At 74.8% G+C, this 24,912-nt stretch carries 21 protein-coding genes and 1 tRNA gene; 9 read left to right on the top strand and 13 right to left on the bottom strand.

Features of this window, described 5'->3' with window-relative positions; translation table 11 throughout:
- Positions 1-40: 40 nt before the first annotated feature.
- Positions 41-934: a TauD/TfdA dioxygenase family protein gene (locus tag ACU610_RS15175; RefSeq protein ID WP_446768537.1), complete on the bottom strand. Its 894-nt coding sequence runs from the start codon at positions 932-934 to the stop codon at positions 41-43.
- A 46-nt stretch (positions 935-980) separates the two neighbouring features.
- A complete protein-coding gene (locus ACU610_RS15180; RefSeq protein WP_446768538.1) occupies positions 981-1,070 on the bottom strand; it encodes a putative leader peptide in 90 nt (29 codons plus the stop codon).
- 259 nt (positions 1,071-1,329) lie between these two features.
- Here ACU610_RS15180 and ACU610_RS15185 point away from each other — a divergent pair, with 259 nt between their 5' ends.
- A complete protein-coding gene (locus tag ACU610_RS15185) occupies positions 1,330-1,806 on the top strand; it encodes a DUF6010 family protein (RefSeq protein WP_446768539.1) in 477 nt (158 codons plus the stop codon).
- A gap of 77 nt (positions 1,807-1,883) precedes the next feature.
- Here the strand turns inward: ACU610_RS15185 and ACU610_RS15190 are convergent, their stop codons facing one another.
- The 9 genes from ACU610_RS15190 to ACU610_RS15230 all read right to left on the bottom strand — a co-directional run bounded on the left by ACU610_RS15190 (position 1,884) and on the right by ACU610_RS15230 (position 11,010).
- Positions 1,884-2,996, bottom strand: a complete 1,113-nt coding sequence (locus ACU610_RS15190; RefSeq protein ID WP_446768540.1) for an ABC transporter permease — start codon at positions 2,994-2,996, stop codon at positions 1,884-1,886.
- Positions 2,993-3,928, bottom strand: a complete 936-nt coding sequence (locus tag ACU610_RS15195) for an ABC transporter ATP-binding protein (RefSeq protein ID WP_446768541.1) — start codon at positions 3,926-3,928, stop codon at positions 2,993-2,995. The genes ACU610_RS15190 and ACU610_RS15195 overlap by 4 nt, the downstream gene beginning before the upstream one ends.
- A 97-nt stretch (positions 3,929-4,025) precedes the next feature.
- On the bottom strand, positions 4,026-4,544 hold the full coding sequence (locus ACU610_RS15200) for an HXXEE domain-containing protein (RefSeq protein WP_446768542.1): 519 nt from the start codon (positions 4,542-4,544) through the stop codon (positions 4,026-4,028).
- A gap of 41 nt (positions 4,545-4,585) precedes the next feature.
- Positions 4,586-5,179, bottom strand: a complete 594-nt coding sequence (locus ACU610_RS15205) for a hypothetical protein (RefSeq protein ID WP_446768543.1) — start codon at positions 5,177-5,179, stop codon at positions 4,586-4,588.
- On the bottom strand, positions 5,176-5,838 hold the full coding sequence (locus ACU610_RS15210; RefSeq protein ID WP_446768544.1) for a GNAT family N-acetyltransferase: 663 nt from the start codon (positions 5,836-5,838) through the stop codon (positions 5,176-5,178). Before ACU610_RS15210 ends, ACU610_RS15205 begins: the two co-directional genes overlap by 4 nt.
- A 443-nt stretch (positions 5,839-6,281) precedes the next feature.
- On the bottom strand, positions 6,282-9,506 hold the full coding sequence (locus ACU610_RS15215) for a heavy metal translocating P-type ATPase (protein ID WP_446768545.1): 3,225 nt from the start codon (positions 9,504-9,506) through the stop codon (positions 6,282-6,284).
- Positions 9,507-9,597: 91 nt separating this feature from the next.
- Positions 9,598-10,098: an N-acetyltransferase family protein gene (locus ACU610_RS15220; RefSeq protein ID WP_446768546.1), complete on the bottom strand. Its 501-nt coding sequence runs from the start codon at positions 10,096-10,098 to the stop codon at positions 9,598-9,600.
- 191 nt (positions 10,099-10,289) lie between these two features.
- Positions 10,290-10,745 carry a hypothetical protein gene (locus ACU610_RS15225; protein ID WP_446768547.1) on the bottom strand — a complete coding sequence of 152 codons (456 nt, stop codon included), beginning with the start codon at positions 10,743-10,745 and terminating at the stop codon, positions 10,290-10,292.
- Positions 10,746-10,776: 31 nt separating this feature from the next.
- Positions 10,777-11,010, bottom strand: a complete 234-nt coding sequence (locus tag ACU610_RS15230; RefSeq protein ID WP_446768548.1) for a heavy-metal-associated domain-containing protein — start codon at positions 11,008-11,010, stop codon at positions 10,777-10,779.
- Between the two features lie 217 nt (positions 11,011-11,227).
- Here ACU610_RS15230 and ACU610_RS15235 point away from each other — a divergent pair, with 217 nt between their 5' ends.
- The 6 genes from ACU610_RS15235 (at position 11,228) to ACU610_RS15260 (ending at position 18,809) form a co-directional block, all read left to right on the top strand.
- Positions 11,228-13,942: an AAA family ATPase gene (locus ACU610_RS15235; protein ID WP_446768549.1), complete on the top strand. Its 2,715-nt coding sequence runs from the start codon at positions 11,228-11,230 to the stop codon at positions 13,940-13,942.
- Positions 13,943-14,058: 116 nt separating this feature from the next.
- Complete coding sequence (locus tag ACU610_RS15240) at positions 14,059-14,535, top strand: hypothetical protein (protein WP_446768550.1); 477 nt, start codon at positions 14,059-14,061, stop codon at positions 14,533-14,535.
- Between the two features lie 52 nt (positions 14,536-14,587).
- On the top strand, positions 14,588-15,724 hold the full coding sequence (locus tag ACU610_RS15245; RefSeq protein WP_446768551.1) for a flavin-containing monooxygenase: 1,137 nt from the start codon (positions 14,588-14,590) through the stop codon (positions 15,722-15,724).
- A gap of 51 nt (positions 15,725-15,775) precedes the next feature.
- Positions 15,776-16,252 carry a hypothetical protein gene (locus ACU610_RS15250; RefSeq protein WP_446768552.1) on the top strand — a complete coding sequence of 159 codons (477 nt, stop codon included), beginning with the start codon at positions 15,776-15,778 and terminating at the stop codon, positions 16,250-16,252.
- Complete coding sequence (locus ACU610_RS15255; RefSeq protein ID WP_446768553.1) at positions 16,249-17,823, top strand: molybdopterin-dependent oxidoreductase; 1,575 nt, start codon at positions 16,249-16,251, stop codon at positions 17,821-17,823. The genes ACU610_RS15250 and ACU610_RS15255 overlap by 4 nt, the downstream gene beginning before the upstream one ends.
- A gap of 419 nt (positions 17,824-18,242) precedes the next feature.
- On the top strand, positions 18,243-18,809 hold the full coding sequence (locus ACU610_RS15260; RefSeq protein ID WP_446768554.1) for an ester cyclase: 567 nt from the start codon (positions 18,243-18,245) through the stop codon (positions 18,807-18,809).
- A 331-nt stretch (positions 18,810-19,140) separates the two neighbouring features.
- Here ACU610_RS15260 and ACU610_RS15265 read toward each other — a convergent pair whose 3' ends face one another.
- Positions 19,141-20,526: an FAD-binding oxidoreductase gene (locus ACU610_RS15265; RefSeq protein WP_446768555.1), complete on the bottom strand. Its 1,386-nt coding sequence runs from the start codon at positions 20,524-20,526 to the stop codon at positions 19,141-19,143.
- Between the two features lie 48 nt (positions 20,527-20,574).
- On the opposite strand from ACU610_RS15265, the gene ACU610_RS15270 reads away from it, so the two are divergent.
- Both ACU610_RS15270 and fxsT read left to right on the top strand, forming a co-directional pair.
- Positions 20,575-20,730: a hypothetical protein gene (locus tag ACU610_RS15270; protein ID WP_446768556.1), complete on the top strand. Its 156-nt coding sequence runs from the start codon at positions 20,575-20,577 to the stop codon at positions 20,728-20,730.
- A gap of 690 nt (positions 20,731-21,420) precedes the next feature.
- Entirely contained in the window at positions 21,421-24,378 is a 2,958-nt protein-coding gene (gene fxsT / locus ACU610_RS15275) for an FxSxx-COOH system tetratricopeptide repeat protein (RefSeq protein ID WP_446768557.1), read from the top strand.
- A gap of 448 nt (positions 24,379-24,826) precedes the next feature.
- On the opposite strand, the gene ACU610_RS15280 is transcribed toward fxsT, so the two are convergent.
- A tRNA-Met gene (locus ACU610_RS15280) sits at positions 24,827-24,900 on the bottom strand.
- Positions 24,901-24,912: the final 12 nt, after the last annotated feature.

The raw sequence follows: 24,912 nt of genomic DNA on the forward strand, positions 1-24,912 counted from the left end.
CCTGTCCGCGCGGTCGGGAGGTCGGGAGCGGGTCCCGGGGTCAGGCGGGAACGGGACCGACCGGCTGGTCACCGCGCAGCGTGATGCGGTGCATGACGCGCCGCTGGTCACCGTAGTCGCGGTTGGCGTAGTGCACCGTCGAGCGGTTGTCCCACATCACGACGTCGCCCACCGACCAGCGGTGCCGGACGATGTGCTCGGGCTTGGTGATGTGCGCATAGAACAGGTCCAGCAGGTACCGGCTCTCGGCGTCCGAGACGTCCTTGATGTGCGACACGAAGCCCGGGTTGACGAACAGCCCCTTGCGGCCGGTCTCCGGGTGGACGCGCACCACCGGGTGCTCGACCGGGACCAGGGCGCGGTACTCCTCGCCCTCCCACTTGGTGCGTTCCTCGCGCTGGGCGATGTAGTAGCCGAACTCCCGGGTGCCGTCGTGCACCGCGACGAGCTGGTCGGCCAGGCGCTGAACCGGCTCGCTCAGCGAGCGGTAGGCCAGCTCCAGGTCGGCCCACTGGGTGTCGCCCCCCGTCGGCGGCAGGACGACGGCCCGCAGCACCGAGCCCAGCGGCGGACGGCGGACGAAGGTGACGTCGGTGTGCCAGATGTCGGCGAAGCCGCCCGTGGCGCTGTCGAGCGCGTAGATCTCCGGGTGCTGCTCGTCGACACCGGGGACCACCGGGTGGGACTCGGTGACCTCGCCCAGGCGGCGGCCCAGCGCGATCTGGCTGTCGGGGTGCAGGTCGTGCTGGCCGGCGAAGAACAGCACCTTGTACTCGGCGAGAGCGGTCCGGATGGCGCGGACCTGGTCGTCGGTGGCGCGGCTGAGGTCGACGCCGTGCACCCGGGCGCCGATGGACGGCTCGAGGCGCTCGATGTCGAGGGGACTGCGCTCGACGGCGGTGGATGCGGTCGTGGGGGCAGCGAGCAGGGTCATGCGAGGGACTCCGGTGGCGAGGGAGAAGGGTGGGCTCTGGACGACGTCAGGCCGGACAGAGCGCGCTCGCGCACCGCAGCAGGTCGACGTGCCGGCGCTCGACGAGTGCAATCCGCACAATCCCGACCAACTGCATGGGGATTACCGTAGCGGCCGCCCCCGCTCCGGCGTCCAGGGGGCTCACCCGTTGGGACGGGTGATCGCGTCAGGACCATGGCCCGACCTGCACGACGCTGCGACCCAGGTCGTCGGCGCGTCCGGGAGTCGGCGGGCGCGGGTCCGGTCGCCGGCCTGGCGATCTCCCCGGTGCGAAGCAGGCCGTCGCGCCCGGAGAGTCGGCGCACCAGACCGGCCCGACCGGTCCCCCGCTCCGGAACCGAAGGAGACCGAACGCCATGACCGGTCAGTGGCTCGTCAACGGTATCTTCCAGGCCAGCACGCTGGTCGTCGTCGTGTGGATGCTGTCGCGCTGGGGCAGGGAGATCGTCGGCCGCGCCCTGCTCGCCTTCCTGCTGTGCGGTGCGGCACTGACCTACGTCTACTTCGCCGCGCAGGCCGGCGCAGGCAGCGGCTGGGTGGTCGCCGAGCTCGCCGGTGTCGTTCTCTACGGGAGCCTGGGCCTGTGCGGCCTCCGCGGCTCGCCGATGTGGTTGGCCGCCGGGTGGGCGCTGCACCCGGTGTGGGACGTCGCGCTGCACCACGTCGACCCGGGACACGCTCTCGCTCCCGACGCCTTCACGATCACGTGCTTGAGCTTCGACCTCCTCGTGGCGGCCTACGTCACCGTCGACCACCGGTACGGGCTGACCCGCCGGCGGGGTCGCGTGGCCTCCCCGGCTCTCAGCGATGCGACGCCCGTACACACCCGGTGAGGCCGCCGCGGCCGGCCGGCGCTCCACACGCCCCGATGACCTCCCGGTCCACGGTGTCGCCGGGACGACGGTTCCCGCTAGTCGGACTCCCAGCGGAACAGGCGGGTCGCGGCCGCACCCACCACGACGGCGAAGCCCAGCAGCACCAGGCAGGGCAGCCACACGGCACCGAGGCCCTCCCCGCGCACCAGGACGTCGGTGATGCCGTCGTTCATCCAGCCGAGCGGGAGCGCCTTGCTGGCCGCCTGCATCCACGCCGGAGCCGCGGACAGGTCGAAGAAGGTGCCGGACAGGAACGCCATCGGCAGCACCACGAAGTTGGCGATCGCGCTCGCGGACTCCTCGGTCTTCGCGACGGCGCCCACGAGCAGGCCCACGGCGAGGAACGAACAGGTGCCGCACAGCAGGACGGGCAGGGCCAGCCACCACTGGCCGGCCAGGTCCAGCCCGAAGGCCGGCAGCAGGGCGACACCCAGGAAGAGGGCTGCCTGCATCAGCGCCACGAGCAGGGAGACCCCGACCCGGGCGCCGACGATCGTCCACACGGGCGCCGGGGACAGCCGCAGCCGGCGCAGGACCTGTCGCTTGCGCCAGGCGACCAGGGTCAGCGCCGCACCGAACGCGGCGGACGTCGCCACGCCCCAGGACAGGATCCCCGGCGCCAGGAACTGGATCGGGGTGAACTGGTCGGACTCGACCTGCTCCGTGGTGAAGGCGATCGCCGGCGGCCGGCCGGTCGCGGCCAGGTTGGCGCCGTTGACCACCGACGACACGATCTGCTGGACGGTGCCGGCCTGCACCTGGTCGCTGGCGGCGAAGTACAGCGTGACCTCACCGCCCTGTTCGACCAGCGCCCCGGGCAGGTCGCCGGCCTCGACCGCGGCCACCGCCGCCTCGGCGCTGTCATAGGTCACCGCGTCGACGACCTCGTCGGGCAGCGCGGAGATGACCGGCCCGTTCCCGACCACGCCGAGGCTGGTCGTGCTCGCCCCGTCGCTGCGGAACACGAGCCCGAAGACGACCAGGAACATCAGCGGGAACAGGAAGGTGAAGAACAGCGAGGTCTTGTCGCGGAAGAAGCTGCGCAGCATCGCCCGGGACAGCGACCGCAGCTGCCCGGCCGCCGCGGGCTGCGGACGCTCCGGCGCAGGGTCCCGGAGCTCGGACGGGGCGAGCTGGGTGCCGGTCATGCGCGGTACTCCCGTCCGGTCAGGGTGAGGAAGACGTCCTCGAGCGTGGCCGTGCGGACGCTGACCCCGTCGAGCGCCTGACGCTGGGCGAGTGCGGCGACCAGCCGCGCGGGTTCCCGGGTGGAGAGCACGACCTCGTCCTCGATCTCGTGGGCGGTCTCCGCGCCGGGCAGCGTGCGGGCGGTCGCGGCGTCCAGCACGCCCCGGGGCAGCGCCACGCGGGTGGCCGCCTCCAGCCCGCGGACCAGGGCCGCCGGTGTGTCGAGGGCGAGGATCCGGCCGGCGTCCATGATGGCGACCCGGTCGCAGAGGATCTCGGCCTCGTCCATGTAGTGCGTGGTGTAGACGACCGTCGTGCCGCGGGCCTGGATCTCGCGCAGCAGGTCCCACAGGTTGCGCCGGGCCTGGGGGTCCAGCGCGGCAGTCGGCTCGTCGAGGAAGACGACGTCGGGGGCGTGCACGAGGGCGCAGGCGATGGAGAGCCGCTGCCGCTGCCCGCCGGAGAGCTGGTCCTCCCGGACGTCGGCCTTACCGGCCAGCCCGACCAGCTCCAGCATCTCGTCGGCCCGCCCCCGCGGGACGCCGTAGAGGTCCCCGAAGGTCTGCAGCTGCTCCCGGCAGGTCAGCCGCTCGAAGAAGGCGCTTCCCTGCAGCTGCACCCCGACCCGGGCCAGCAGCCGCGGGTTGCGCGGCCAGACCGGCTCCCCGAGCAGGAACACCGACCCCTGATCGGGCTCCCGGATGCCCTCGACCATCTCCAGGGTCGTGGTCTTGCCCGCCCCGTTGGGACCGAGGATGCCGAAGAACTCCCCCGCACCGACGGTGAACGAGACGCCGTCGACGGCACGCAGCGTGCCGTAGTCCTTGACCAGGCCCGCGACCGTGATGGCTGCGCCCCGGTCGTCGTTGATCAACACGGCCTCATCCTGCATCCGGCCGACCTCGGCCTCGGCCGGACGCGACCGTTCCCTCACCCGAAGGCGTGCCGACGCTCCTGGCAACTGTTGTGCCGGCCCCGGTGTCCGGCGGTCACGCCGGGCCAGGTCGGCGTCGGCGTGTCCTCGCGCGGACCAGGGCCGACGCGACGACGTGTGCCCCGCCCACGACCAGCGGCACGAGCAGCGGCGCTCCCGGCGGCACCGGTGCGGTCGGCACCACGGCCCGGCGGAGCCGCCGCCGGGCCCACAGTGCGAACGGCGCCACGACCGTGGGCGCGGTCAGCACGCCCGGGGTGTAGCCACGGGTGACCGCCGCCGAGGCCAGGTGCGGGACGGCGTGCAGCCCGAAGCCGGCGAGCGTGGCCTGGAACAGCGGGCTGGCCCCGCCGGTGCTCGCCCCCCGGGCCGCCGCCGTCCCCATGACGCACGCCATCACCCCGATGGCGGCGGTGGCGTGCTCCCGCGGGACCGACATCCGCTCCCACACCGCTCCCGGGACCCACGGCAGGTTCCGCTCCAGCCGCGGGCGAGCCCGGTCGGCCCAGCCGGCCATCGTGCACAACTCCTCGGCGTCGTGCACCGCCCAGGCGACGAACAACCCCCAGGTCACGGCCCGTGGGAGGCGTCCGGTCCCTGCGGCGGCTCCGGCAGTCACGCGTTCATCCCCGGACCCGCCGTCACGACGTCGTCGACGGAGGCTGCCGGCGGGGTCTTCGGCCAGAGGGTGTACGGCAGGGGCCAGGCCAGCGCCCAGACGACCAGCCACGCGGTCAGTCCCTGGATCCAGCCGGTCAGGTGCGCGGTACGGGCGGGGTCGTCGACGGCGACGATGGCGAGACCGAGCAGCCCACAGGCCATGGCCCAGCCCACCGACGCCCTCGCCCACAGCCGCCACTCGTGTCGGGTGCGCGCCTGCCCGTACCTCGGCGGCCGCTCGGGTGGGGGGCCGCCCGCGAAGCGGTGGGCGAAGCGCTGGTCGGCCCACCGCAGCGTGGTCGAGCCGAACGCCACGGAGAACCCGATGTAGGCGGCGGCGAGCCCGTGTGCGACACCGGCAGTGCGGCCGGAGCGCAGGTCGAGGACGGACGCGATGAGCAGGAGCAGGTCGAGGACCGGGGCGCCGGCGAGCAGCACCGCGCTGGTGCGACGCAGGCGCAGGACGTAACGGGCCACCAGGCCGGCGCCGAGCAGGCACCAGAAGCCGATCTCGCAGACCACGATCAGAGCGACCAGGAAGCCGTTCACCGGACGTGCCCGTCGCAGCCCCCGGCCGTGCCGACCGCCGTCGCCGCCCCGTCCGCGGCGGCAGGGGGCGGCTCGCGGCGCATCAGCCAGGTCCGCGGACCGGCGCCCGGCAGGTCGACGACGTCGACCACGCCGAAACCCAGGCGGCGGTAGAAGCGCACGTTCGACTCCGCGCTGGTCTCCAGGTGCACCGGCAGCCCCGCCCGGTCGGCGCGGACGAGCCCCGGGGCCAGCGTCGCGGCACCGAGGCCCCGCCCCTGCCGACGCTGCGCGACCCCGAGGCTGGCCAGGGTCACGTGCGGCTCGTCGAGGCGGTGCTCGGCGAGCACCGCTTCGGCCTCGGCCGCGGCCGTCGCTCGGTCCCCCGCCAGCTCGGCGACCGCCGTGCCGACCCGTGCCCACACGTCCTCGGGCACCTCGGTGCTGGGCAGCCACACCGCGACGCTCAGGAGCTCCCCACCCGCCTCGCCGAGGTCCACCCAGCCGGAGTACAGGGCGATCTCGGAGAGGAACAGGTGGTGGAGTGCCGCCAGCCGCTCACCGTGGTGGTCGGCGTCGACGGTCCATCTGGTCCAGGCGTAGTCGGTGAAGGCGTCGGCGAGTACCGCGGCGGCGGCCGGGAGGTCCTCGGGCGCCGCCGGGCGCACGTGCAACGTCATTCGTTCCTCGTTCGGTGTCTCGGGGACTCCTCGGCGGGCTCGGTGCGGGCCAGCCGTCCGGCATGCCCGCAGAGCATGCCGGGCCACGCTCGGTGCGATCCGTCACCGGCCGGCAGTCGGTGGAGGGCCAGTCGGTGGAGGGCCAGTCGGTGGAGGGCCAGTCGGTGGAGGGCATGGCCCTCACCGGACGACGGCCGGGACTGGCTGCCACGGTCGCCGACGGGCAGGCCGCTCACACCGGTGATCCCACCAGGTTCTCGATCCGGGGCTCGGTCCGGGCCGTTCATCGCGACGGGGCGCCGACGTCCAGCCGTCCTCGACGGCGCCGGCGGCCGCTGCGCGGAGTCCCGGCCGGGCGGCCGCCCGGCGACGGGGCCCGTCGCGGACACGGCCCCCGGGGCCGTCAGCGACGGCCCCGGGGGCGTTGCCCCGGATCGCCTGCCTCAGCGGGCCTGGACGGTGAACGGCGCGGTGATCACGTCGCCGTCGGCGAGGCGGAACTGAGCCCACAGCCGGTACGTCCCGGCGGTCGGGAACTCGGCGTGGACGTCGAGCTCGGGGCCGAACGTCTGCCCGGGGAGAGCGAAGACCGGCCGTCCGCTGCCGTCGGTCTCCTCGGCGTGCTCGTGGGCGAACGTCCCCCCGTCGGCCCGCATGACCACGACGTGACCGGCGGCCGCGAGGTAGGGCCGCAGGTCGTCGATCGGCCGGCCGGTCTCCGCGTCGGTGAAGGAGAAGTCCAGGTCGCTTCCACCCCCGGCCTCGGCGTCGCCCTCGAGCTCGACCCGCACGCCGTCGACCTCGACGACCCGCGGCCCGGCCGTCAGGACCACCGGCTCCGGCGCGGTACCGGCGACGGTGACCACCTGCCGGGAGTGGACGTCGGCCATCTCGCCCTGCCGCCGGAACTCGGTGTTCACCACGTACCGGCCGGCGGTCGGGAAGGCGATCTCCACGGCGAGCTGACCGGGCGCGCCGGTCGGCTGCGGGTGGACGTGGGCGAACGTGCCGAGGTCCTCGCGGGTGGCGATGAGGTGCATCCACGCCTCGTGGCTGCGGGTGAGGTCCTCGAGCGGCTCGCCGGACGCGGCGTCGACGATGGTGGCGACGAGCCTCGTGGGCTCGCCGGGCCGGACCTGCGCGGGCAGCTCGAGCCGCACCTCGACACCGGCGTCGGCAGCGTCGGCCGGCGGCACCTCGGCGGTCATCATCTCGCTCATCGCCGGGCGCATCGGCATGCCGGTGCCCTGCACCCAGGCGAGCGTGCCGTTCATGCCGCGCTCGGCGACGTCCATCCGGGACACCGCGGTCAGGCCGGCGCCCAGGGCGAGGGCGACGACGGCGACACCGGTCAGGTAGGCGTACTGGCCGATCCTCGCCCGCAGCGGCGGCCGCAGGATCTCCTCCACGGTGGCCGGCCGGCGGAACCGGCGCAGCCGCAGCGCGTTGGTCAGCACGCTGACCGAACTCATCGCCATCGCCGCGCTGGCCAGCACGGGATCCAGCAGCAGCTCGTCGAAGCCGTACAGGGCACCGGCCGCGACCGGAATGAGCAGCAGGTTGTAGCCGAACGCCCAGGCCAGGCCCTGCTTCATCGTGGTGACGGTGCGCCGGGAGAGCGCGATCGCCGAGACGATGCCGCGCAGGTCGCCGCCGACGAGCGTGATGTCGGAGGCGGCGATCGCGACGTCGGCGCCGGTGCCGATGGCGATGCCGACGTCGGCCGCCGACAGTGCGGCGGCGTCGTTGATGCCGTCGCCGGCCATCGCGACGACGTGCCCCTGCGCCTGCAGCTCCCGCACCTTCGCCGCCTTGTCGGCCGGCAGCACCTCGGCGAGCACGTGCTCGATGCCCACCTGATCGGCGATGGCCCGGGCGGTGCCGGTGTTGTCACCGGTCAGCATCCACACCTGCACGCCCAGCGCCCGCAGCTGCGCGACGGCCTCCGCGGACTCCGGCTTGACCGTGTCGGCGACGGTGATCGTCGCGGCGGGCTGCCCGTCGACCGCCACGAACATCGGCGTCTGCCCGGCCGCGGCCGCGCGACCGGCGGCGCCGGCCAGCGCGGACACGTCCACCCCGCGTGCGCTCATCAGCGCCTGGTTGCCGGCGAGCACGTGCGCACCGGCGACGACCGCGTCGATGCCGTGACCGGGGACGGCGTCGAAGGAGCGCAGCCCCGGCAGGCGCAGCCCGCGCGCGACAGCGGCGGCGACGATCGCCTCGGCGACCGGGTGCTCGCTGCCGGTCTCCGCGCCGGCGACGAGGGCCAGCACGTCGTCCTCGGTCCAGCCGCCGACCGGAGTCACCGAGGCGAGCGCCGGCTTCCCGCGGGTGATGGTGCCGGTCTTGTCCAGGACGACGGCGGTGACCCGGCGGGCGGTCTCCAGCGCGTCCCCGTTCCCGATGAGGATGCCCAGCTCGGCGGCGCGGCCGGTACCGACCATGACCGCGGTCGGCGTGGCCAGGCCCAGCGCGCACGGGCAGGCGATGATCAGCACGGCGATCGTGGTGGTGATCGCCATCGTCAGCCGGCCGGTGTCCGGACCGACCAGCACCCACACGGCGAAGGTGGCCGCGGCCAGCAGCAGCACGATCGGGACGAACCAGGCCGAGACCCGGTCGGCCAGCCGCTGCATCGGCACCTTCGCGCCCTGCGCGTCCTCGACCAGGCGGACGATCTGTGCCAGCGCGGTGTCCTCGCCGACCGCGGTGGCCCGCAGCACCACCGTGCCGGTGCGGTTGAGGGTCGCGCCGATGACCGTGTCGCCGACCGCCTTGTCCACCGGCAGGCTCTCGCCGGTCAGCATGCTCTCGTCGACGGCGGTCGCCCCGTCGGTGACGACGCCGTCGACGGGTACCTTCTCCCCCGGCCGCACCCGCACCAGGTCGCTGACGACGACCTGCTCGACCGGGACGTCGACCTCCGCGCCGTCGCGCAGCACCCGCGCGGTCTTCGGCGCCAGGCCCACCAGCGCGGTGATCGCCGCCGCGGTGCGCTTCTTGGCCCGGCCCTCCATCCACCGGCCAGCCAGGACCAGGGCGAGGATGACCAGCGAGGTCTCGAAGTAGACGTGCAGCGGCAGGCCCCAGCGCTCGGCGGCGGCCGGCCAGAGGGTGACGAAGGCGCTGTAGAGGTAGGCGACGCCGGTGCCGAGCGCGACGAGGGTGTTCATGGTGGTGCTGCCGTGCCGGGCCGCCGTCCAGGCGGCGCGGTAGACGTCCTTGCCGGCCCAGGACTGCACGACGGTCGCCACCACGAGGATCGCCGGCATCAGCCAGTCCATCGTGTCCAGGTACAGCGGCACGTACATCAGGCCCATCAGCCCGAGGCCGACGGCGAGGGTGACCTGCCACTTCCGCCTCAGCGCGGTCAGGTGCGCGTCGCCGTCGTCGCCCGGGACCTCGGCCGGCTCGGTCGCGGCCGGAACCCCGCGGTGCGGCGTCGCGGTGTAGCCGGCGCGCACGACCGCGGCGGTCAGCTCGTCGAGGCCGACCTGCTGCGGGTCGAAGCGGACGGTGGCCACCTCGGTGGCCAGGTTGACCTCCGCGGCGGACACACCGTCCACCCGGCTGAGGGCCTTCTCGACCCGGCCCACGCACGAGGCGCAGGTCATGCCGCCGATCTCCAGCGTGCACACGGTGGGCGGCGGCGCGGTCGTCGTCATCGTGGACCTCCTGTCGGGTCGGGTGCCGGGGTCGGGGCCGAGCCTCGGCGGCGGACGGGTGGCTCGGACCGGGGGGATCGCCGGGTTGGCGTCAGGCCGGTGTGGCGGCGGCGTAGGCGCCCGGGGTCCACGCGGCGAGCACCTTCGGTCGCAGCGTGGCGCCGAGCCGGCGGTAGAAGCGCTGGGCGTCGACGTTGCCGACCTCCACGCCCCAGCGGATGAGCAACTGCTCGGGCGCGGCGAGGCCGGCCAGGACGGCCATGAGCTGTCCGCCGACGCCCATGTCGCGGGAGCCGGGCCGGACGTAGAGGTCGTCGAGGGCGAGGACGTCGCCGCCGGTCCACAGGTGCAGCTGGCGGACGGCCGAGACGTAACCGACAGCCGCGCCGTCCTGCTCGGCGAGCAGCACGATCACCTCGGGTCGGTCGAGCAGTTGCCGCCACTGCTCGTCGGGAACGTGCACGTGTGCTGCCTGGTCCTCGTGGGCGGCGATCTCGCGGACCATCGCGGCGACGTCGCCGGCGTCGGCCGGCGTGGCCCGCCGGATCGTGGTCGCGGTCCGCGTGGGGTCGGTCGTGGTCGCGTCGGTCATCGGGGACTCCTCGGGAGACGGTCGGTGCGGGTTGCCCGGGACGGGTGCCGGTGGTGCCTCCGGGCCAGGTGCTCCCGGTCGGCACGCCCGTCCGCGAGGGCGTCCGGCGCAGCGACGGGGAGGAACGGGAGCGGGAGGCCCGCTCCCGCCACGGGAGGCCCGGAGGTCACCGACGTGGTCGGCGTCCGGTGTCAGCAGTGGGCGTACTCGTGCGGGCGGAGCAGCATCGCCGCGGCCATCGCCACGAGCATGAGCACGTGGCCCCACAGCATCAGGGCCCCCTCGTCGATGAGCTCGAGGGCCAGCGGCACGAAGAGGACCAGGAAGGGCGCGTACATCGCCGCGCCCATCTCGACGATGGGCCGCCACCGGTGACCGCGGAACCTCATCCACGCGGACATGGCGACCGTCATGTCCGTCGCCATGATGAGCGCTCCCGTGTACGGGTCGTGCATCAGTTCGGCTCCGCCGACGGCGTCGAGCACGAGGCTCCACACGGGGTGCAGGGCCACCATGCCGACGGCCATCGCCACGACCATCTCGAGGTAGTGCAGGACGAACTTCTTGGCGCTCGACCGGTGCGCGGTGTGTGCCTGGACATCGGGGTGCGCGGGGGTCGCGCTCGGGGTGGGGGTCGCACTGTGCACGGCGGGTCTCCAGGGGTCGGGACGGTCGGGGTCAGGGGACGAGGGCGTAGCCGGCCTCGTCGACGGCGGCGCTGATGTCGGCGCGGTCGACGGGGCGTTGGGCGGTGACGGTGACCGTGCCGGTGGTCAGGTCGACGGCGACGGACTCGACGCCGTCGACTGCCGCGATCTCCTCGGTGACCGCGCGCCGGCAGTGGGCGCAGGTCATGCCGGTGACCGTGAAGGTGGTCGAGCCGATGAAGGTGCGGGGTGTGCTGGAGAGCATGGGGACTCCTCGGACGTGTTGGAGGTGGTGCGGTCGGGATCGAGAGTCGGCGCGGAGGCGGGTGTCTCTCACCGGGGAAATCGCCAGGTTCCCCACCGGGTCGGCGTGCGTGGCCGGCGGCGCTGGGGCCCGCGCGCCACCGCCCAGGTCGCGCACGTCGTGGCCCCGCCGGGTCGGCCATCCTGGACCTGTCCGTTCCGGTCGGTACGGTCGGCCCGTGCTGGCCGGACGGGATCCCGAACGCGCGGCGATCGCCGCCCTGCTCGACGCCGCCCGCAAGGGCAACGGAGGCGCGCTGGTCGTCCGCGGTGTGGCCGGCTCGGGCAAGTCGACGCTGCTGGCCGACGCCTGCGGCGCGGCTCCGGACACGACGGTGCTGCGCACCTCGGGCGTGGAGTCGGAGTCCCCGCTGGCGTTCGCGGCCCTCCAGCGGCTGCTGTGGCCGCTCCGCGGCCGGCTGGAGGTCCTCCCCCCGCCGCAGCGGATCGCGCTGCGGGCCGCGATGGGTGAGGTCGAGGGCGAGGGCGACCGGTTCCTGGCCTTCCTCGGGACGCTGAGCCTGCTCGCCGACGCCGCCGAGGAGTCCCCGATCCTCGCCGTGGTCGACGACGCGCACTGGCTCGACGACGCATCCGCGGCTGCGCTGCTGTTCGTGGCCCGCCGGCTGCAGGCCGAACGGGTCGCGCTCCTGTTCGCCGCCCGTGACGGCGAGGCCTACGGCTTCGACGCGCCCGACCTGCCCGCCGTCGTCCTGGGTGGCGTCGCCGGGGAGGCGGCCGACGCGCTCCTGTCCGCCCGGACCGGCGGGGAGATCGACCCGGCGGTGCGGGACCAGGTGGTGGCCGCCACCGGCGGCAACCCGCTGGCGCTGGTGGAGCTGTCCGGGGTGCTCACCGCGGACCAGCTGGCCGGCCGGACACCGCTGCCGACGCCGCTGCCGCTGACCGGCGGGGTGGAGCGCGGGTTCCTCGACCGATGCCGACGGCTGAGCGAGCCTGCGCAGCGGTTGCTGCTGGTGGCCGCGGCCGACGACACGGGCCGGCTGACCGTCGTCCGCGACGTCGGTGAACGGCTGGGCGCCGGTGACGACGCTCTGGACGAGGTCGAGCGGGCCGGCCTGCTCCGGGTCGACGGGGACACCGTCGTCCTCCACCACCCGCTGGTGCGCTCGGCGGTCTACCGGGCGGCGACCAGCGCGCAGCGCCGGGCCGCGCACCGTGCACTGTCCGACGTGCTGCGTGCGGATGCCGACCGCAGGGCGTGGCACCTGGCCGCCGCCGCCGACCGGCCCGACGACGAGGTCGTCGCCGCACTGGACGCCGTCGCCGAGCGCGCTGCCGCCCGGGGTGGACACGAGGCCGCCGCGGCCGCCTGGGCCCGCGCCGCCGAGCTCACCGGCGGCGGTGATGCCCGCGGCCGCCGGCTGTACCTGGCCGCGTCCTCGGCCTGGCAGGGCGCGCACCCGTCGCGGGCGGCGGCGCTGGCCACCGCCGCCGCGGCCGACGTGAGGGATCCGCTGGTGTGCGCCCGGCTGCTCACGCTCCAGGGGCAGATCGAGTGGAACACCCGCTCACTCGACGACGGCTACGACCTCGTCCTGCAGGCCGCGCAGCTCGCCGTCGGCGCGGACGAGGGGATGGCGCAGCAGCTGGCGATGCTGGCGGCGTCCCTGGCCGCGTTCGGCGCACGATCGGCACGCAACGTCGACCCGGCGGGGCTGGTGACCGCGCCCGATGCCGACGCCCCCGCCCGGGTGCGGGCCGCCCACGCGCTGCTGTGCGGGTTCGTCGCCGCGGCCCGCCGGGACTGGGCGGCCGCTGCCGACTCCATCCGGTGTGCGTTCACCCTCACCGACGCCGATCCCGTCGACGACCACGTGCTGCAGCCCAACCTCGGCGTCGCCGCGATGCTCCTCGGCGACGACCGGCGCGGGCTGCGCCTGCACGAGCAGCAACTGACCGCCGCGCGCCGCGCCGGGGCGTTGACCATGGTCGAGCACGCCCTGACGCGCGGCGCTCAGATCCAGATCGCCACGGGGGCGTGGGCGAAGGCCGCGGCGGCGGCCGCCGAGGCGCTGCCGCTGGCCGCCAGCACCGGCCACGCCGGGCTGACCGCGCTGCCGACCGCCGAGCTCGCCCTGGTCGCCGCCCTCCGAGGGGACGACGTCGCCGATCGCCACCTCGCCGAGGCGATGGCGATCAGGGAAGCGCACGCCGTGGGGATCACCGACGTGATCGTCGTCGACCTGGTGAACTGGGCGCGGAGCCTGCGCGCGGTCGGGCAGCCGGCGACCGCGCTCAACCACCTGGAGCAGATGCGCGAGCCCGGCCTGTGCCGGATCGCGGCGATCGACCGCCTGGAGACCGCCATCCGGGCCGGCCGCGCCGACCTCGCCCGCGTCTGGCTGGACGAGCTGGATGCGTTCGCCACGGGAACCGGCGTCCCGGCTGCGGTCGCCGTCGTCGAGCACGGCCGCGCGCTGCTCGCCGAGGGCAGCGGCGCCGAGGAGCACTTCCGGCGCGCCCTGGAGGCGCACGAGACGTCACTGCGGCTGCCCGACCGGGCCCGCACCCACCTCGCCTTCGGTGAGCACCTGCGCCGCGCCCGTCGCCGGGTCGACGCCCGCGAGCACCTGCGGGCCGCCCTCGCCATCTTCGACGACCTCGGGGCTGCCCCCTGGTCCGAACGCGCCGCCCAGGAGCTGCGCGCCTCGGGTGAGACCGCCCGCCGCCGCGACGTCTCCACGGCGACCGACCTCACCCCGCAGGAGCGGCAGGTCGCGGCGCTCGTCCGGCAGGGTCTGTCGAACCGGGACGCCGCCGCGCGGCTGTTCGTCAGCCCGCGCACGGTCGACTTCCACCTGCGCAACGTGTTCAGCAAGCTCGGTGTGACCTCTCGCGCCGAACTCGCGGCGCTCCCGCTCGACCTCTGAGACGGGCTCCCCGCGGGCGCCGACCCGGCGACGGACCTGGCGGTTCTCCCGGCGTGACGCAGGTCCCCCGCTCCTAGCGTCCGGTGCAGACCGCGCACCACCGACGGAGGAGCCCCATGAGCAGCACCGTTGCCACACCGGCCACGCAGGCCACCGCGGATCGCCGCCCCGGCCTGTCCGGCTCCCTGGCCCGCCACTGGCCAGCCGGGGTCGGCACCGGTGCCGTCGTCGCCGGCCTCGCCGTGGTGGCGCCGCTGCCCGAGCAGGTGCAGATCTGGACCAGCGCCTGGTGCGTGCTCCTGGCCGCGGTCGTCTACCTCACCTGGGGCACCGCCCGCGACGACCTCGGCTCCCGGCGGCTGCTGACGGCGCAGACCGCGGCCGTCCTCGGCTTCGGTGCGGTGGCGATGGCGGCGGTCGCCGTCGACCCCGCCGTCGCCCGGTACGTGCTCGCCGCCGGCTGGCTCGCCCACGCCGCCTGGGACGTCGCCCACCACCGCGCCGGCCGGGTGGTACCCCGCTGGTACGCCGAGACCTGCCTGGTCGCCGACCTCACCCTCGCTGCCGTGCTGCTCGCCGTCGGCCTCGTGTAGCCGCTGACACCGCTCCCGCCCGCCCCCCCGCCACACCCTGTCAGGAGACGCCATGCCCACGCCCACGCCCGCCGGTGACCGAGAGCCCCTCGACGTCCTCGTGATCGGCGCCGGCCAGGCCGGCCTCGCCCTCGGCCACCACCTCGCCGCCCGCGGCGCGGACTTCCTGCTGCTCGACGCCGGCCCGGAGATCGGCCACTCCTGGCGCTCCCGCTGGGACTCGCTGCGGTTGTTCAGCCCCGCCCAGTACGACTCGCTGCCCGGCCTGCCGTTCCCCGCCCCTGCGGACACCCACCCGAGCAAGGACGACGTCGCCGACTACCTGGCCGCCTACGCCGCCCGCTTCCGGCTGCCGGTGCGGCTGGACTCGAGGGTGCTACGGCTGCACCAGGAGCCCGGCGGCTTCGCGGTCACCACCCCGACCGGCACGCTGCACGCGAAGCAGGTCGTCGTCGCCACCGGCCCGTTCCAGACCCCGCACATCCCCGCCCTCGCCCGGCAGCTGGACCCGGCGGTGCCGCAGCTGCACAGCGCCGAGTACCGCAACCCCACCCAGTTTCCCGCCGGCAGCCGGGTGCTCGTCGTCGGCGCGGCCAACTCCGGGCTGCAGATCGCCGCCGAGCTCGCCGATCGCTGTCCCGTCACCGTCGCGGTCGGGTCCGAGCCGCTGCAGCTGCCGCAGCGCATCGCCGGCCGCGACCTCTTCTCCTGGCTGACGGGGGCCGGTTTCTTCACCGTGCCCGCCCACACCCGCATCGCGCGCCGGCTGCGCGCCCGCGGCGACCTGGTCATCGGCACCCGCCGCAGTGCCCTCCGGCGTCGCGGTGTCGAGTTCCGGCCGCGGCTCGCCGCGCTCTCCGGCCGCACGGCCACCTTCGCCGACGGCAGCACCGGCGAGGTCGACGCCGTCCTGTGGGCCACCGGCTTCCGATCCGACCACTCGTGGCTGCACGTGCCCGGGGTCGTCGTCGACGGGCAGGTCCGCCACGAGAGCGGCGTGACCGACGTGCCGGGGCTGTACTTCCTCGGGCTGCCCTGGCAGACCTGCCGCGGCTCGGCACTGCTCGGCTTCGTCGGCGCCGACGCCGCCACGCTCTCGGCCCGCATGGCCGCCGACGCCCGCCCGCCGTTCCCGCAGGACGACCCCGGCCACCCCACGCCGGCGACCCCTGCGGTCTCGCCGGCGTGACGCCGGCGCTGCGTTCCCAGCACCGGCCTCGGCCCGCCGGAGGAGGCACCGATGTCCACGACGACCGCTCCACCCGCCGCTTCGCTCGGCCTCCCCGTGCCACCGCGGGCATCCCGGGGTTCCTCGGCCGGCCGGGTGTTCCTCACCCGCTACAGCGTCACGCTGCTGCCGCTGCTGGCCACCGGGGTCGGGCTGCAGCTCGGATGGGGGATGGTGACCGACCCCAGCTGGGCGGCCGCTGCCGCTGTCACCGCCGGCTGGACGCTGGCCGTCGCGGCCTGGCTGCACCAGGTCGGCTGGCAGGCCGGCACCGTGCGCACGGTCACCTGGACCCCGGCTGCCGCGCTGGCCGGGCCGGGTTGGCTGTCCCCGGACGGGCTCGTGCTCTGGGGGTCGGTGAGCACCGTCCTGGCCGTGGCGCTGGCGATGGCCACCCGGACGCCGGCACCGGCCGACGCGCAGCCGCCCGCCCCTCCGCCCACACCTGATCACGTCGACCGATCACGGCACCCGAGGAGCTCTCGATGACCGCCCACCCAACCTCTCGTCCGTGGTCGGGCTGGGCCGGCCTGGTCGCTGGGCTGCTGGCGGCTGCCGCCGGTGAGGTCACCGCCTCCGCCACCCGCCGCGGTCGCTCGCCGTCCTCGGGGCTGGCCCGCGGTCTGGTCGACGCCGCTCCGGCGGTGCTGGTCGACGGTGGCGTCGCCCTCGTCGGCCGAGCCGACAAGCCGGGCCTGGCGGTGCTCGCGGCGGGTGCGAGCGGGCTGGCTGCGGCCGCCGGCGGGGCCCTGGCCGGCCGCCCGCTGCTCGGTGTCGCCGTGGCAGGCGTGCCCCACGTCCTCGGCGGCTACCTGGCGCTGCGCCGCGGTGACACGTCGCGCCGGGACAGCGCCGCCGCGGCCATCGCCGGCCTGCTGGTCTCCGCGACCGCGGTCGCACCGCTGCAGACCCGGCCGCGGACGGTGCTGGCGGCCGCCGCAGCCGCCACCGGGGCGGTCGTGGCTGCCGACAGGCGCGCCCGCCGCCGCGGGGCCGCCTCGCTGCACGAGCAGGTGAGGCTGCCGGTCCCCGCCCGCCCGCTGCTGCCCGTACCCGTCGCCGCACCGCAGCCGGGAGTCGCCCCCCTGCTCGCGCGGCCCGGGGAGATGGTCGTCATCGACGTCACCGTGCCCGAGCCGCGGACCGACCTCGGCACCTGGCGGCTGGACGTGGACGGGGACGTGGAGAAGCCCCTGTCGCTGGCGCTCCCCGAGCTCCTGGCCCTGCCGCTGGAGGAGCGCGACCTGCTCATGGTCTGCGTGCACAACCCGGTCGGTGGCCCGCGGATGGGTTGTGCCCGCTGGACCGGCATCGGCCTGGGCGAGCTGCTCGGCCTGGCCGGGGTTCCCGACGACGGGGGGTGGCTGGTCGCCGAGGCCGTCGACGGCTACACCAACGTGCTGCCACTCGCGACCGCCCGGGCCCACGGGTTCCTCGCCGTCGGCATGGCCGGGCAGCCGCTACCGCGCGAGCACGGCAGCCCCGCCCGGCTGCTCGTGTCCGGCCGGCACGGCCAGGACGGCAACCTCAAGTGGCTGCGCCGGCTCACCGTCACGGCCACCCCGCCGTTGTCCTACTGGGGCGCTCGCGGGTGGTCCGACGGCACCTACCCGGTGCACCCGGCTTCGCGCATCGACACGCCCGGCAGCCACTCCCGCGTCGACCCCGGCGCGGTCACCGTCCGCGGCTACGCCTGGGCACCGCCTGTCGGGGTCGACCGGGTACAGCTGCGGGTCGACGGCGGCCCGTGGACCGACGCCACCCTCGGCATCGACCTCGGCCCGGACGCCTGGCGGCCGTGGTCGGCCAGCTGGCAGGCCAGCCCGGGCCGGCACGAGCTGCGGGTGCGCTGCCGGACCACCGCCGGCCAGTGGCAGGAGGAGACGAACGCGACGCCGTATCCGCACGGGGTGCGGGGCATCCACGTCGTTCCCGTCCACGTCGGCGCCGGTCCGGTCGGCCCGGCGATCCGACGGCTGGTCGGCGAGGGCACCACCCGGCTGCGCTGGGCCACGCGGAGCGTGACCGCCTGGCGGAACCGCAGCGCTCCGATGGGATAGCCGAGCCGGGTGGGCGGGGGTCCGGCACCTGCTGCACCCGCCCGCCTCGTCACCGGCCTCGCCCGGCCCGGGGACCGGCGTCGGTCCCGGTCAGGCGCGACGGACCACCGCACACGAGCACGCGCGGCCTCTCTCGTTCGGTCGGGGAGGACCGGCCGGACCACCGCCCTCGGTGTTGGACTTCGTCCGTTTCCGCAGGTCGTGAGCCGCTGCACAGGCGTCTGCACACCCCGTCCTGGTCCGTCTCCCAACGCGGCTCACATGCTGACCCGGATACCGTGATGATCTTCGTGTCGTCGCCGGACTGCCGAACACGTGACCATCAGCGCGGTGCCAGGGCTCGGGACACTGCCTGCACCGCTTCACCGCCCCGGGCAGCCGCGGCTGGGCTGCCGCCCCACCGGCAAGGCGAGCCAGGCATGGACGCCGCCCACACCGTGATGGAGCACCTGCGCGGAGTCGCCACCGGCGATGTCGAACTGGCCGGGCGGGTGTTGCACCCGGGGAACGTCAACCACATGGCCGCCGAAGAGCCGCCTGCCTGTGCCCGGCCGGGGTTGCCCGGCCTGATGGCCACCAGCGCGTGGCTGCGCCTGGCGTTCACCGACCTCACCTTCGAGCTGATCGAGTGCACCGCCGACGATGAGAAGGTCATGGCCCACGTGTGGATGCGCGGACGGCAGACCGGGCCGTTCGTCGTGTTCCTACCCGGCGCCAGCCCGGTCGCCTTCCGGCCCACCGGTCGCACTTTCGCGGTCCGCCACGGGCACGTCTTCCGTCTGCGCGACGGCCGGTTCGCCGAGCACGTCGCCGTCCGCGACGACCTCGGAATGATGACCCAGCTCGGCCACCTGCCGCCGCCACACGGCACCGGGCGCATGATCCGCTGGAGGATCAGCGGGGAACACAGCCGGGCCGTCCGCCGCGCGGTCCAGATCGCCGAGGAGGCCGCCGACGCCGCCGCCGGAACCGCGCCGGTGGCCTGACGGCCCCCGACACCGCCACTTGGACGCCCGGCCGCCCCCGAACCGGGTGTGCAGGACGGTGTCCCCGCACACCTCCCACCGTCCGGTGTAGGTGGGAGGTAGGTGGCGGACGCCTGCGCCTGCTCCGCCTTCGGCGCTGTGAACGGAGACGACCTCACCACCGGCCGGTCGGTGCCCGCGCCCCCTTGCGGCAGAAGTGTGATGCCGGCACCCGTCGGTTCCGCGTGGAGCCCCGGCTCCGGTCGGTGGGCCGGGTGCTGACCGCATCGAGGAGTGCAGACCCGGGGTCCGACGGGACCCGGCGCTGAACGCCGTGCCGGTGGCTGATGGGTCAGGGCAGGGAGGCGCTGTCCGGGCGGGCGGGTGTGATGTTGTGGTTGAGCCGGAAGACGTTGGTGGGGTCGTAGACCTGCTTGACCTCGGCCAGCCGCGGGAGGTTGGCGCCGTAGGCGGCGCGGACCCGGTCCGGTCCCTCACTGCCGAGGTTGTTGACGTACACGGCGTCCCGCAGGTGTGGGCGCAGGGCCTCGAAGAGGTCGCGGGTCCAGGCGGTGTTGCGCTCGGTGTCCTGCGGATCGGTCCACTGGGAGAGGAGCTGCAGGTCGTACTGGTCGGCCCGGTGCGGGAACGCGGTCGCCGTGGCCGGTACTCGCCCGGCCGCGCCGTGCATGTGCTGCGCGCCGATCCCGCTGAGCGCCGAGGGCATCCGCGGCAGGTGCTCGAGGAGCACGTCCACCGCACCGTCGGTCAGGCGCGGCAGGAACCCGGCCTTCCAGTAGTGACGGCGGCCGCGCGGGAAGCCGGCGTCCCCGGCGCTCTGCAGGTCGACGTAGGACCGCAGGCCGATGGAGTCGGCCAGCGGCGGCCCCACCGCGCGCAGCGACCGCAGGATCCGCTCGCCGTCGTCGAGCGGGCCGCACCAGCAGACGGTCACCGACAGCACCGGGCGCCCGCCGTCGAGCCCGAACGAGACCGCCGCGGACAGCTCATCGGGTGCCGCCGCCATGAACTCGTCGACGTGGCGCAGCACCCGCCCGGCCGTCTCGGCCGGGAACGTCAGACTGCCCGCGAGGACCGGGCCCACCGGGTGCAGGCGGTAGGTGAACCGGGTGACGACACCGAAGTTGCCGCCTCCGCCGCGGATCGCCCAGAACAGGTCGGGGTGCTCCTCGGCATCGACCCGCAGCAGGACGCCGTCGGCGGTCACGACGTCTGCGGCGACGACGTTGTCGCAGGCCAGTCCGTACCGGCCGCTGAGCCAGCCCAACCCGCCGCCGAGGGTCAGGCCGGCGATGCCGGTCATCGACACGGCGCCTGAGGGGGTGGCCAGGCCGTGCTGCTGGGTTCCGCGGTCCAGCTCGCCGAGGGTCAGACCCGGCCCGGCGAGCGCGACGCGACGGCCCGGATCGACGTGCAGGGTCTTCATGCCGGACAGATCCAGCATGAGTCCACCGTCGCAGACCGCGTTCCCGGCGACGCTGTGGCCGCCGCCGCGGACCGAGAGGGCCAGGCCGTGGTCGCGGGCGAAGGCGATGCCGTGGGCGACGTCGGAGGCGTCCCGGCAGCGGGCGATCGCGGCCGGCCGCCGGTCGATCAGCGCGTTGAACACGGCCCGCACGTCGTCGTAGTCCGCATCGCCCGGGCGGACCAGCCGCCCCGTCAGCCTCGCCGCCAGGCCGTCGAGCACCCCGGCGGTCAGCGCAACGTGGCTAGCCATCACCCGGTCCTCCCACCCGACCATGCGGCGCGCCGAGTCTCGTCTCCCGTGGCGCTGCTGACCAGACGTCCCGGCTCCCGCTGCGTGCGCCGCCCCGACCACGACACCACCCTGACGGCCGCGCCCGCCCTCACCCTGATCCAGCGAGGAGAGGTCGGGCAGGCCCACGCCCTGGCCGAGGACACGCTGCAGCGCAGCCGCTGAGTGCTCGGTCCCGAGCACCCGATCACGCTGCACCTGACCCAGGCCGGCAGCGGCGCCATCCCGTGCCGGGTGGCGATGCTGCTGCCGATTGCCGGATGGTCCGCTGTGGACGTGGACCTGCGGAACTCGTGTGCCTCGTCGTGGGAACGATGGCTCCCCGAGCTCTAGCTGCGTCTCCCACCCGGACCCTGCCGGGCTCGGGACGAGGACGCGTGGGATCACCAGCCGGGTTCCCTGTCCGGGGACGCCGGTCTCCCGCACGGCGGGTGATGGGTGCAGCACTGGTGCATGGACGGTCGGGACACTGACTTCGTCATGGCCACGCCGGTCGCGACATCTCATGGGCTCGGTCAGACGTGACCGACCTCTACACGAACGCGCGTAGACCTTTGCGCATACGACGAGGGCCCTCACAGTCACTGTGAGGGCCCTCGTCGGTTGGTAGCGAGGGGACCGGCCGAACCACCGCTTCCGCTGTTGGATTTCGTCCGTTTCCGCAGGCACTAGCCGTTGCATAGGCATCTGCGCACCCCCGTTCTGGTTCGTTTCCTGCCCCGGCTTGCTGGCCCGCCGGGATACGCAGGTGATCTTGACACGCGCTTCGGACAGCGGTCCGCGGCCGATGAGGAACTCCTCTACCCGGCCGCCGTGGCTCTCGCGTACGGCGGGTGAGGGGTGTAGGCGTGGTGCGTGAGCGGTCGGGGGGTCGACTTCTTCATCAGCCACGCCGGCCGGGACACCGCATGGGCCGAATGGCTGGCCTGGCAGCTCCAGGAGGTCGGTTACACGGTCGAGCTGGACGTGTGGGACTGGACCCCGGGTGAGGACTTCGTGGCCCGCATGCAGCAGGCGCTGGAGCGGGCCGATCGGCTGCTGGCGGTGTGCACCGAGGCCTACTTCGCCTCCGCGTTCGGCGGGGCGGAGCTGCGCGCGGTGTTCGCCCAACAGTGGGCGGGGCGGATCGTGCCGGTGCTGGTCGAGCCGGTCACCCTGCCGGCGTTGTACGCGCCGCTGATCCATGTCGACCTGACGGGTTTGGGCGAGGCCGCCGCAGTTACTCGGCTACGGGGACGGCTGGCCGGTGAGCGCCCGACCGGCCCCCCGCCGTTTCCCCGCTCGGGTCCGACGCCCGTGTCGGGGGACAAACCGGGGTTCGCCGGCGTCCTGCCGGCCGTGTGGAAGGTGCCGCCGCGCAACCCCCGCTTCACCGGCCGGGACGGCATGCTCACCGCACTGCGTCGACGGCTGCACGCCCGCGAGGGCACGCTGGTGGTGCAGGCCCTCTACGGCCTCGGCGGAGTCGGCAAGACCCAGCTGGCGCTCGAGTACGCACACCGGTTCGCCGCCGACTACGACCTGGTCTGGTGGATCGACGCCGAACAACCCGTGCTCATCCCCGGCCAGCTCGCCGCCCTCGCCGCCCGGCTCGACCTCCCGCATGGGCCCACGGTGGCCGACACCGTCGAGCGGCTGCTGGCTGAACTCACTCGCCGACCGCTCTGGCTGCTGGTTTTCGACAACGCCGAGCGGCCCGGCGACATCGCCGACTACCGGCCCGGCGGGGCCGGGCACGTGCTGATCACCTCCCGCTCCCCCGGCTGGGGGGCGCTGGGTGGGCGGCTGGAGGTCGACGTGCTCACGCGGGCGGAGACGATCGCGCTGCTGTGCGGCAGGATCCCGGCCCTGTCCGAGGATCTGGCAGACAAACTGGCGGCCGAGCTGGGCGACCTGCCGCTGGCCGCCGCCCAGGCCGCCGGCTACCTGGAGCAGACCGACCTGCCGCCGGCGGACTACCTGCGCCGCTTCCGCACCCACCGCGAGACCCTGCTCGCCCGCGGCGAGGTGCCCGGCTACTCCGGGCGGCTCGACACCACCTGGGCGCTGACCCTGGAGCGACTCAGGTGCGAAGACCCGGCCGCCGTGCAGCTGCTGGAGCTGGCCGCCTTCCTCGCCCCCGAACCCATTCCGCTGACCCTGTTCGGCGGGCACGCCGACCTGCTCGAGGAGCCGCTGCGCACCGCCGCCGCCGACCCCGACGCGCTGACCGACACCGTCGGCGCGCTGGTCGGCTACTCCCTGGCCCACCGCTCCGCCGACGCCTTCCAGCTGCACCGGCTGCTGCAGGCGGTCATCCGCCAGCAGCTGCCCGCCGACCGGCAGCAGACCACCGCCCAACGAGCAGTGGCGCTGCTGGCCGCCGCACATCCCGGCGACCCGGAGGATCCAGCCAGCTGGCCCAGCTACACCCAGCTGACTCCGCACGTGCTCGCCACCAGCCCGCTGGCCGACCTCTCTTCTGCCGGCCGGCGACTGGTCCTGGACACCATCCGCTACCTGCAGACCAAAGGAGACAGCTCCGGCAGCCGAGCCGTCTGCGCACCGCTGCTCGACCGCTGGCGCGAGGTCCTCGGCCCCGACCATCCCGACACCCTGACCGCCGCGAGCGGTCTGACCGTTGCGCTGGTCCGGCTGGGTGAGGGGGAGCCGGCCCGCGCCCCGGGCGAGGACACCCTGCGGCGCTGCCGCCGGGTGCTCGGCCCGGACCACCCGCTCACCCTGCAGGCGGCCGTCGCCCTGACCGGCGCCCTGGTCGAGCTGGGCCAGGCGGAGCCGGCCCGCGCGCTGGGCGAGGACACCCTGCGGCGCTGCCGCCGGGTGTTCGGCCCGGACCACCCGCTCACCCTGCAGGCGGCCGTCGCCCTGACCGGCGCCCTGGTCCTGCTGGGCCAGGCGGAGCCGGCCCGCGCGCTGGGCGAGGACACCCTGCGGCGCTGCCGCCGGGTCCTCGGCCTGGACCACCCCACCACCCTGGTTGTGGCGACCGCCTTCACCCTCCCCCTGGTCCTGCTGGGCCAGGCGGAGCCGGCCCGCGCGCTGGGCGAGGACACCCTGCGGCGCTGCCGCCGAGTGTTCGGCCCGGACCACGTCCACACCCTGATAGCGGCGACCGCCCTGACCGGCGCCCTGGTCCTGCTGGGCGACGCGGAGCCGGCCCGCGCGCTGGGCGAGGACACCCTGCGGCGCTGCCGTCGGGTGTTCGGCCCGGACCACCCGATCACCCTGTTGGCGGCGACCGTCCTGACCGGCGCCCTGCTCCTGCTGGGCGAGGCGGAGCCGGCCCGCGCGCTGGGCGAGGACACCCTGCGGCGTGGCCGTCGGGTGTTCGGCCCCGACCACCTGACCACCCTGCAGGCGGCCGTCGCCCTGACCGGCGCCCTGCTCCTGCTGGGCGAGGCGGAGCCGGCCCGCGCGCTGGGCGAGGACACCCTGCGGCGCAGTCGCCGGGCGTTCGGCCCGGACCACCCGATCACCCTGTTGACGGCGACCGTCCTGACCGGCGCCCTGCTCCTGCTGGGCGAGGCTGAGGCGGCCCGCGCGCTGGGCGAGGACACCCTGCCGCGCTGCCTCCGGGTGCTCGGCCCCGACCACCCGATCACTCTCGGTGCGGCGGCCGTCCTGACCGGCGCCCTGGCGGGGTTGGGTGAGGTCGAGGCGGCCCGCGCGCTGGGCGAGGACACCCTGTCGCGCTGCCTCCGGACGCTCGGCCCCGATCACCTCATCACGCGGTCCCTGACTCGGGTCGCCGTGACCGACCCTTCTCTGCTCGGAGACGACGCCGCCGAAGACGACCCGAGTCCGCCGCCGTAATGATCTATCCCCGGGGCGGACTCGAGGTCTTCGCGCCCTCCCGCTCGGCTTGCCGGAGGATGCCGCGCGGACTTGGGGTCTGCACGCGAGTGTCCGTCAGGGCAGCACCGTCCACCGTTGCCTTCGGCGGGGGATGACGATGACGTCCAGGCACCTGGCACCTAGCACGTTGACCGGTGACGGGGGCGCAACGTCGCGCAATCAACTCCGCGCAGACGTGGACCACCGGTTGCCCAGGGCTGCCCAGGGCTGCCGAACCGGGGTGGGCAGCCGGTGTCACAACCCCCGCGGTCAGGGCGGGGTGGTGCCGGATGGGTAGGGTCCGGCTGCGTAGGCGGGGGTCGTCCAGTCGGCCGGGAAAACCCGGAAACCGGCCCCAGAGACGACGAAAACCGGCGCAATCGCGCCGGTTTCCCTCGGGGCGGACCTGTTTCCGGACCCTGGTGAGTAGCGGGGGCAGGATTCGAACCTGCGACCTCTGGGTTATGAGCCCAGCGAGCTACCGAGCTGCTCCACCCCGCGTCGGTGAGACCA

The sequence above is a fragment of the Geodermatophilus sp. URMC 61 genome (genome assembly GCF_052931555.1).

Bases quoted from the DNA above. Each gene is read 5' to 3' on its own strand.
- ACU610_RS15190 (WP_446768540.1), bottom strand. From the start codon at position 2,996: ATGACCGGCACCCAGCTCGCCCCGTCCGAGCTCCGGGACCCTGCGCCG.
- ACU610_RS15185 (WP_446768539.1), top strand. From the start codon at position 1,330: ATGACCGGTCAGTGGCTCGTCAACGGTATCTTCCAGGCCAGCACGCTG.
- ACU610_RS15250 (WP_446768552.1), top strand. From the start codon at position 15,776: ATGTCCACGACGACCGCTCCACCCGCCGCTTCGCTCGGCCTCCCCGTG.
- ACU610_RS15260 (WP_446768554.1), top strand. From the start codon at position 18,243: ATGGACGCCGCCCACACCGTGATGGAGCACCTGCGCGGAGTCGCCACC.
- ACU610_RS15210 (WP_446768544.1), bottom strand. From the start codon at position 5,838: ATGACGTTGCACGTGCGCCCGGCGGCGCCCGAGGACCTCCCGGCCGCC.
- ACU610_RS15240 (WP_446768550.1), top strand. From the start codon at position 14,059: ATGAGCAGCACCGTTGCCACACCGGCCACGCAGGCCACCGCGGATCGC.
- ACU610_RS15265 (WP_446768555.1), bottom strand. From the start codon at position 20,526: ATGGCTAGCCACGTTGCGCTGACCGCCGGGGTGCTCGACGGCCTGGCG.
- ACU610_RS15180 (WP_446768538.1), bottom strand. From the start codon at position 1,070: ATGCAGTTGGTCGGGATTGTGCGGATTGCACTCGTCGAGCGCCGGCAC.
- ACU610_RS15245 (WP_446768551.1), top strand. From the start codon at position 14,588: ATGCCCACGCCCACGCCCGCCGGTGACCGAGAGCCCCTCGACGTCCTC.
- ACU610_RS15230 (WP_446768548.1), bottom strand. From the start codon at position 11,010: ATGCTCTCCAGCACACCCCGCACCTTCATCGGCTCGACCACCTTCACG.
- ACU610_RS15175 (WP_446768537.1), bottom strand. From the start codon at position 934: ATGACCCTGCTCGCTGCCCCCACGACCGCATCCACCGCCGTCGAGCGC.
- ACU610_RS15215 (WP_446768545.1), bottom strand. From the start codon at position 9,506: ATGACGACGACCGCGCCGCCGCCCACCGTGTGCACGCTGGAGATCGGC.
- ACU610_RS15195 (WP_446768541.1), bottom strand. From the start codon at position 3,928: ATGCAGGATGAGGCCGTGTTGATCAACGACGACCGGGGCGCAGCCATC.
- ACU610_RS15255 (WP_446768553.1), top strand. From the start codon at position 16,249: ATGACCGCCCACCCAACCTCTCGTCCGTGGTCGGGCTGGGCCGGCCTG.
- ACU610_RS15220 (WP_446768546.1), bottom strand. From the start codon at position 10,098: ATGACCGACGCGACCACGACCGACCCCACGCGGACCGCGACCACGATC.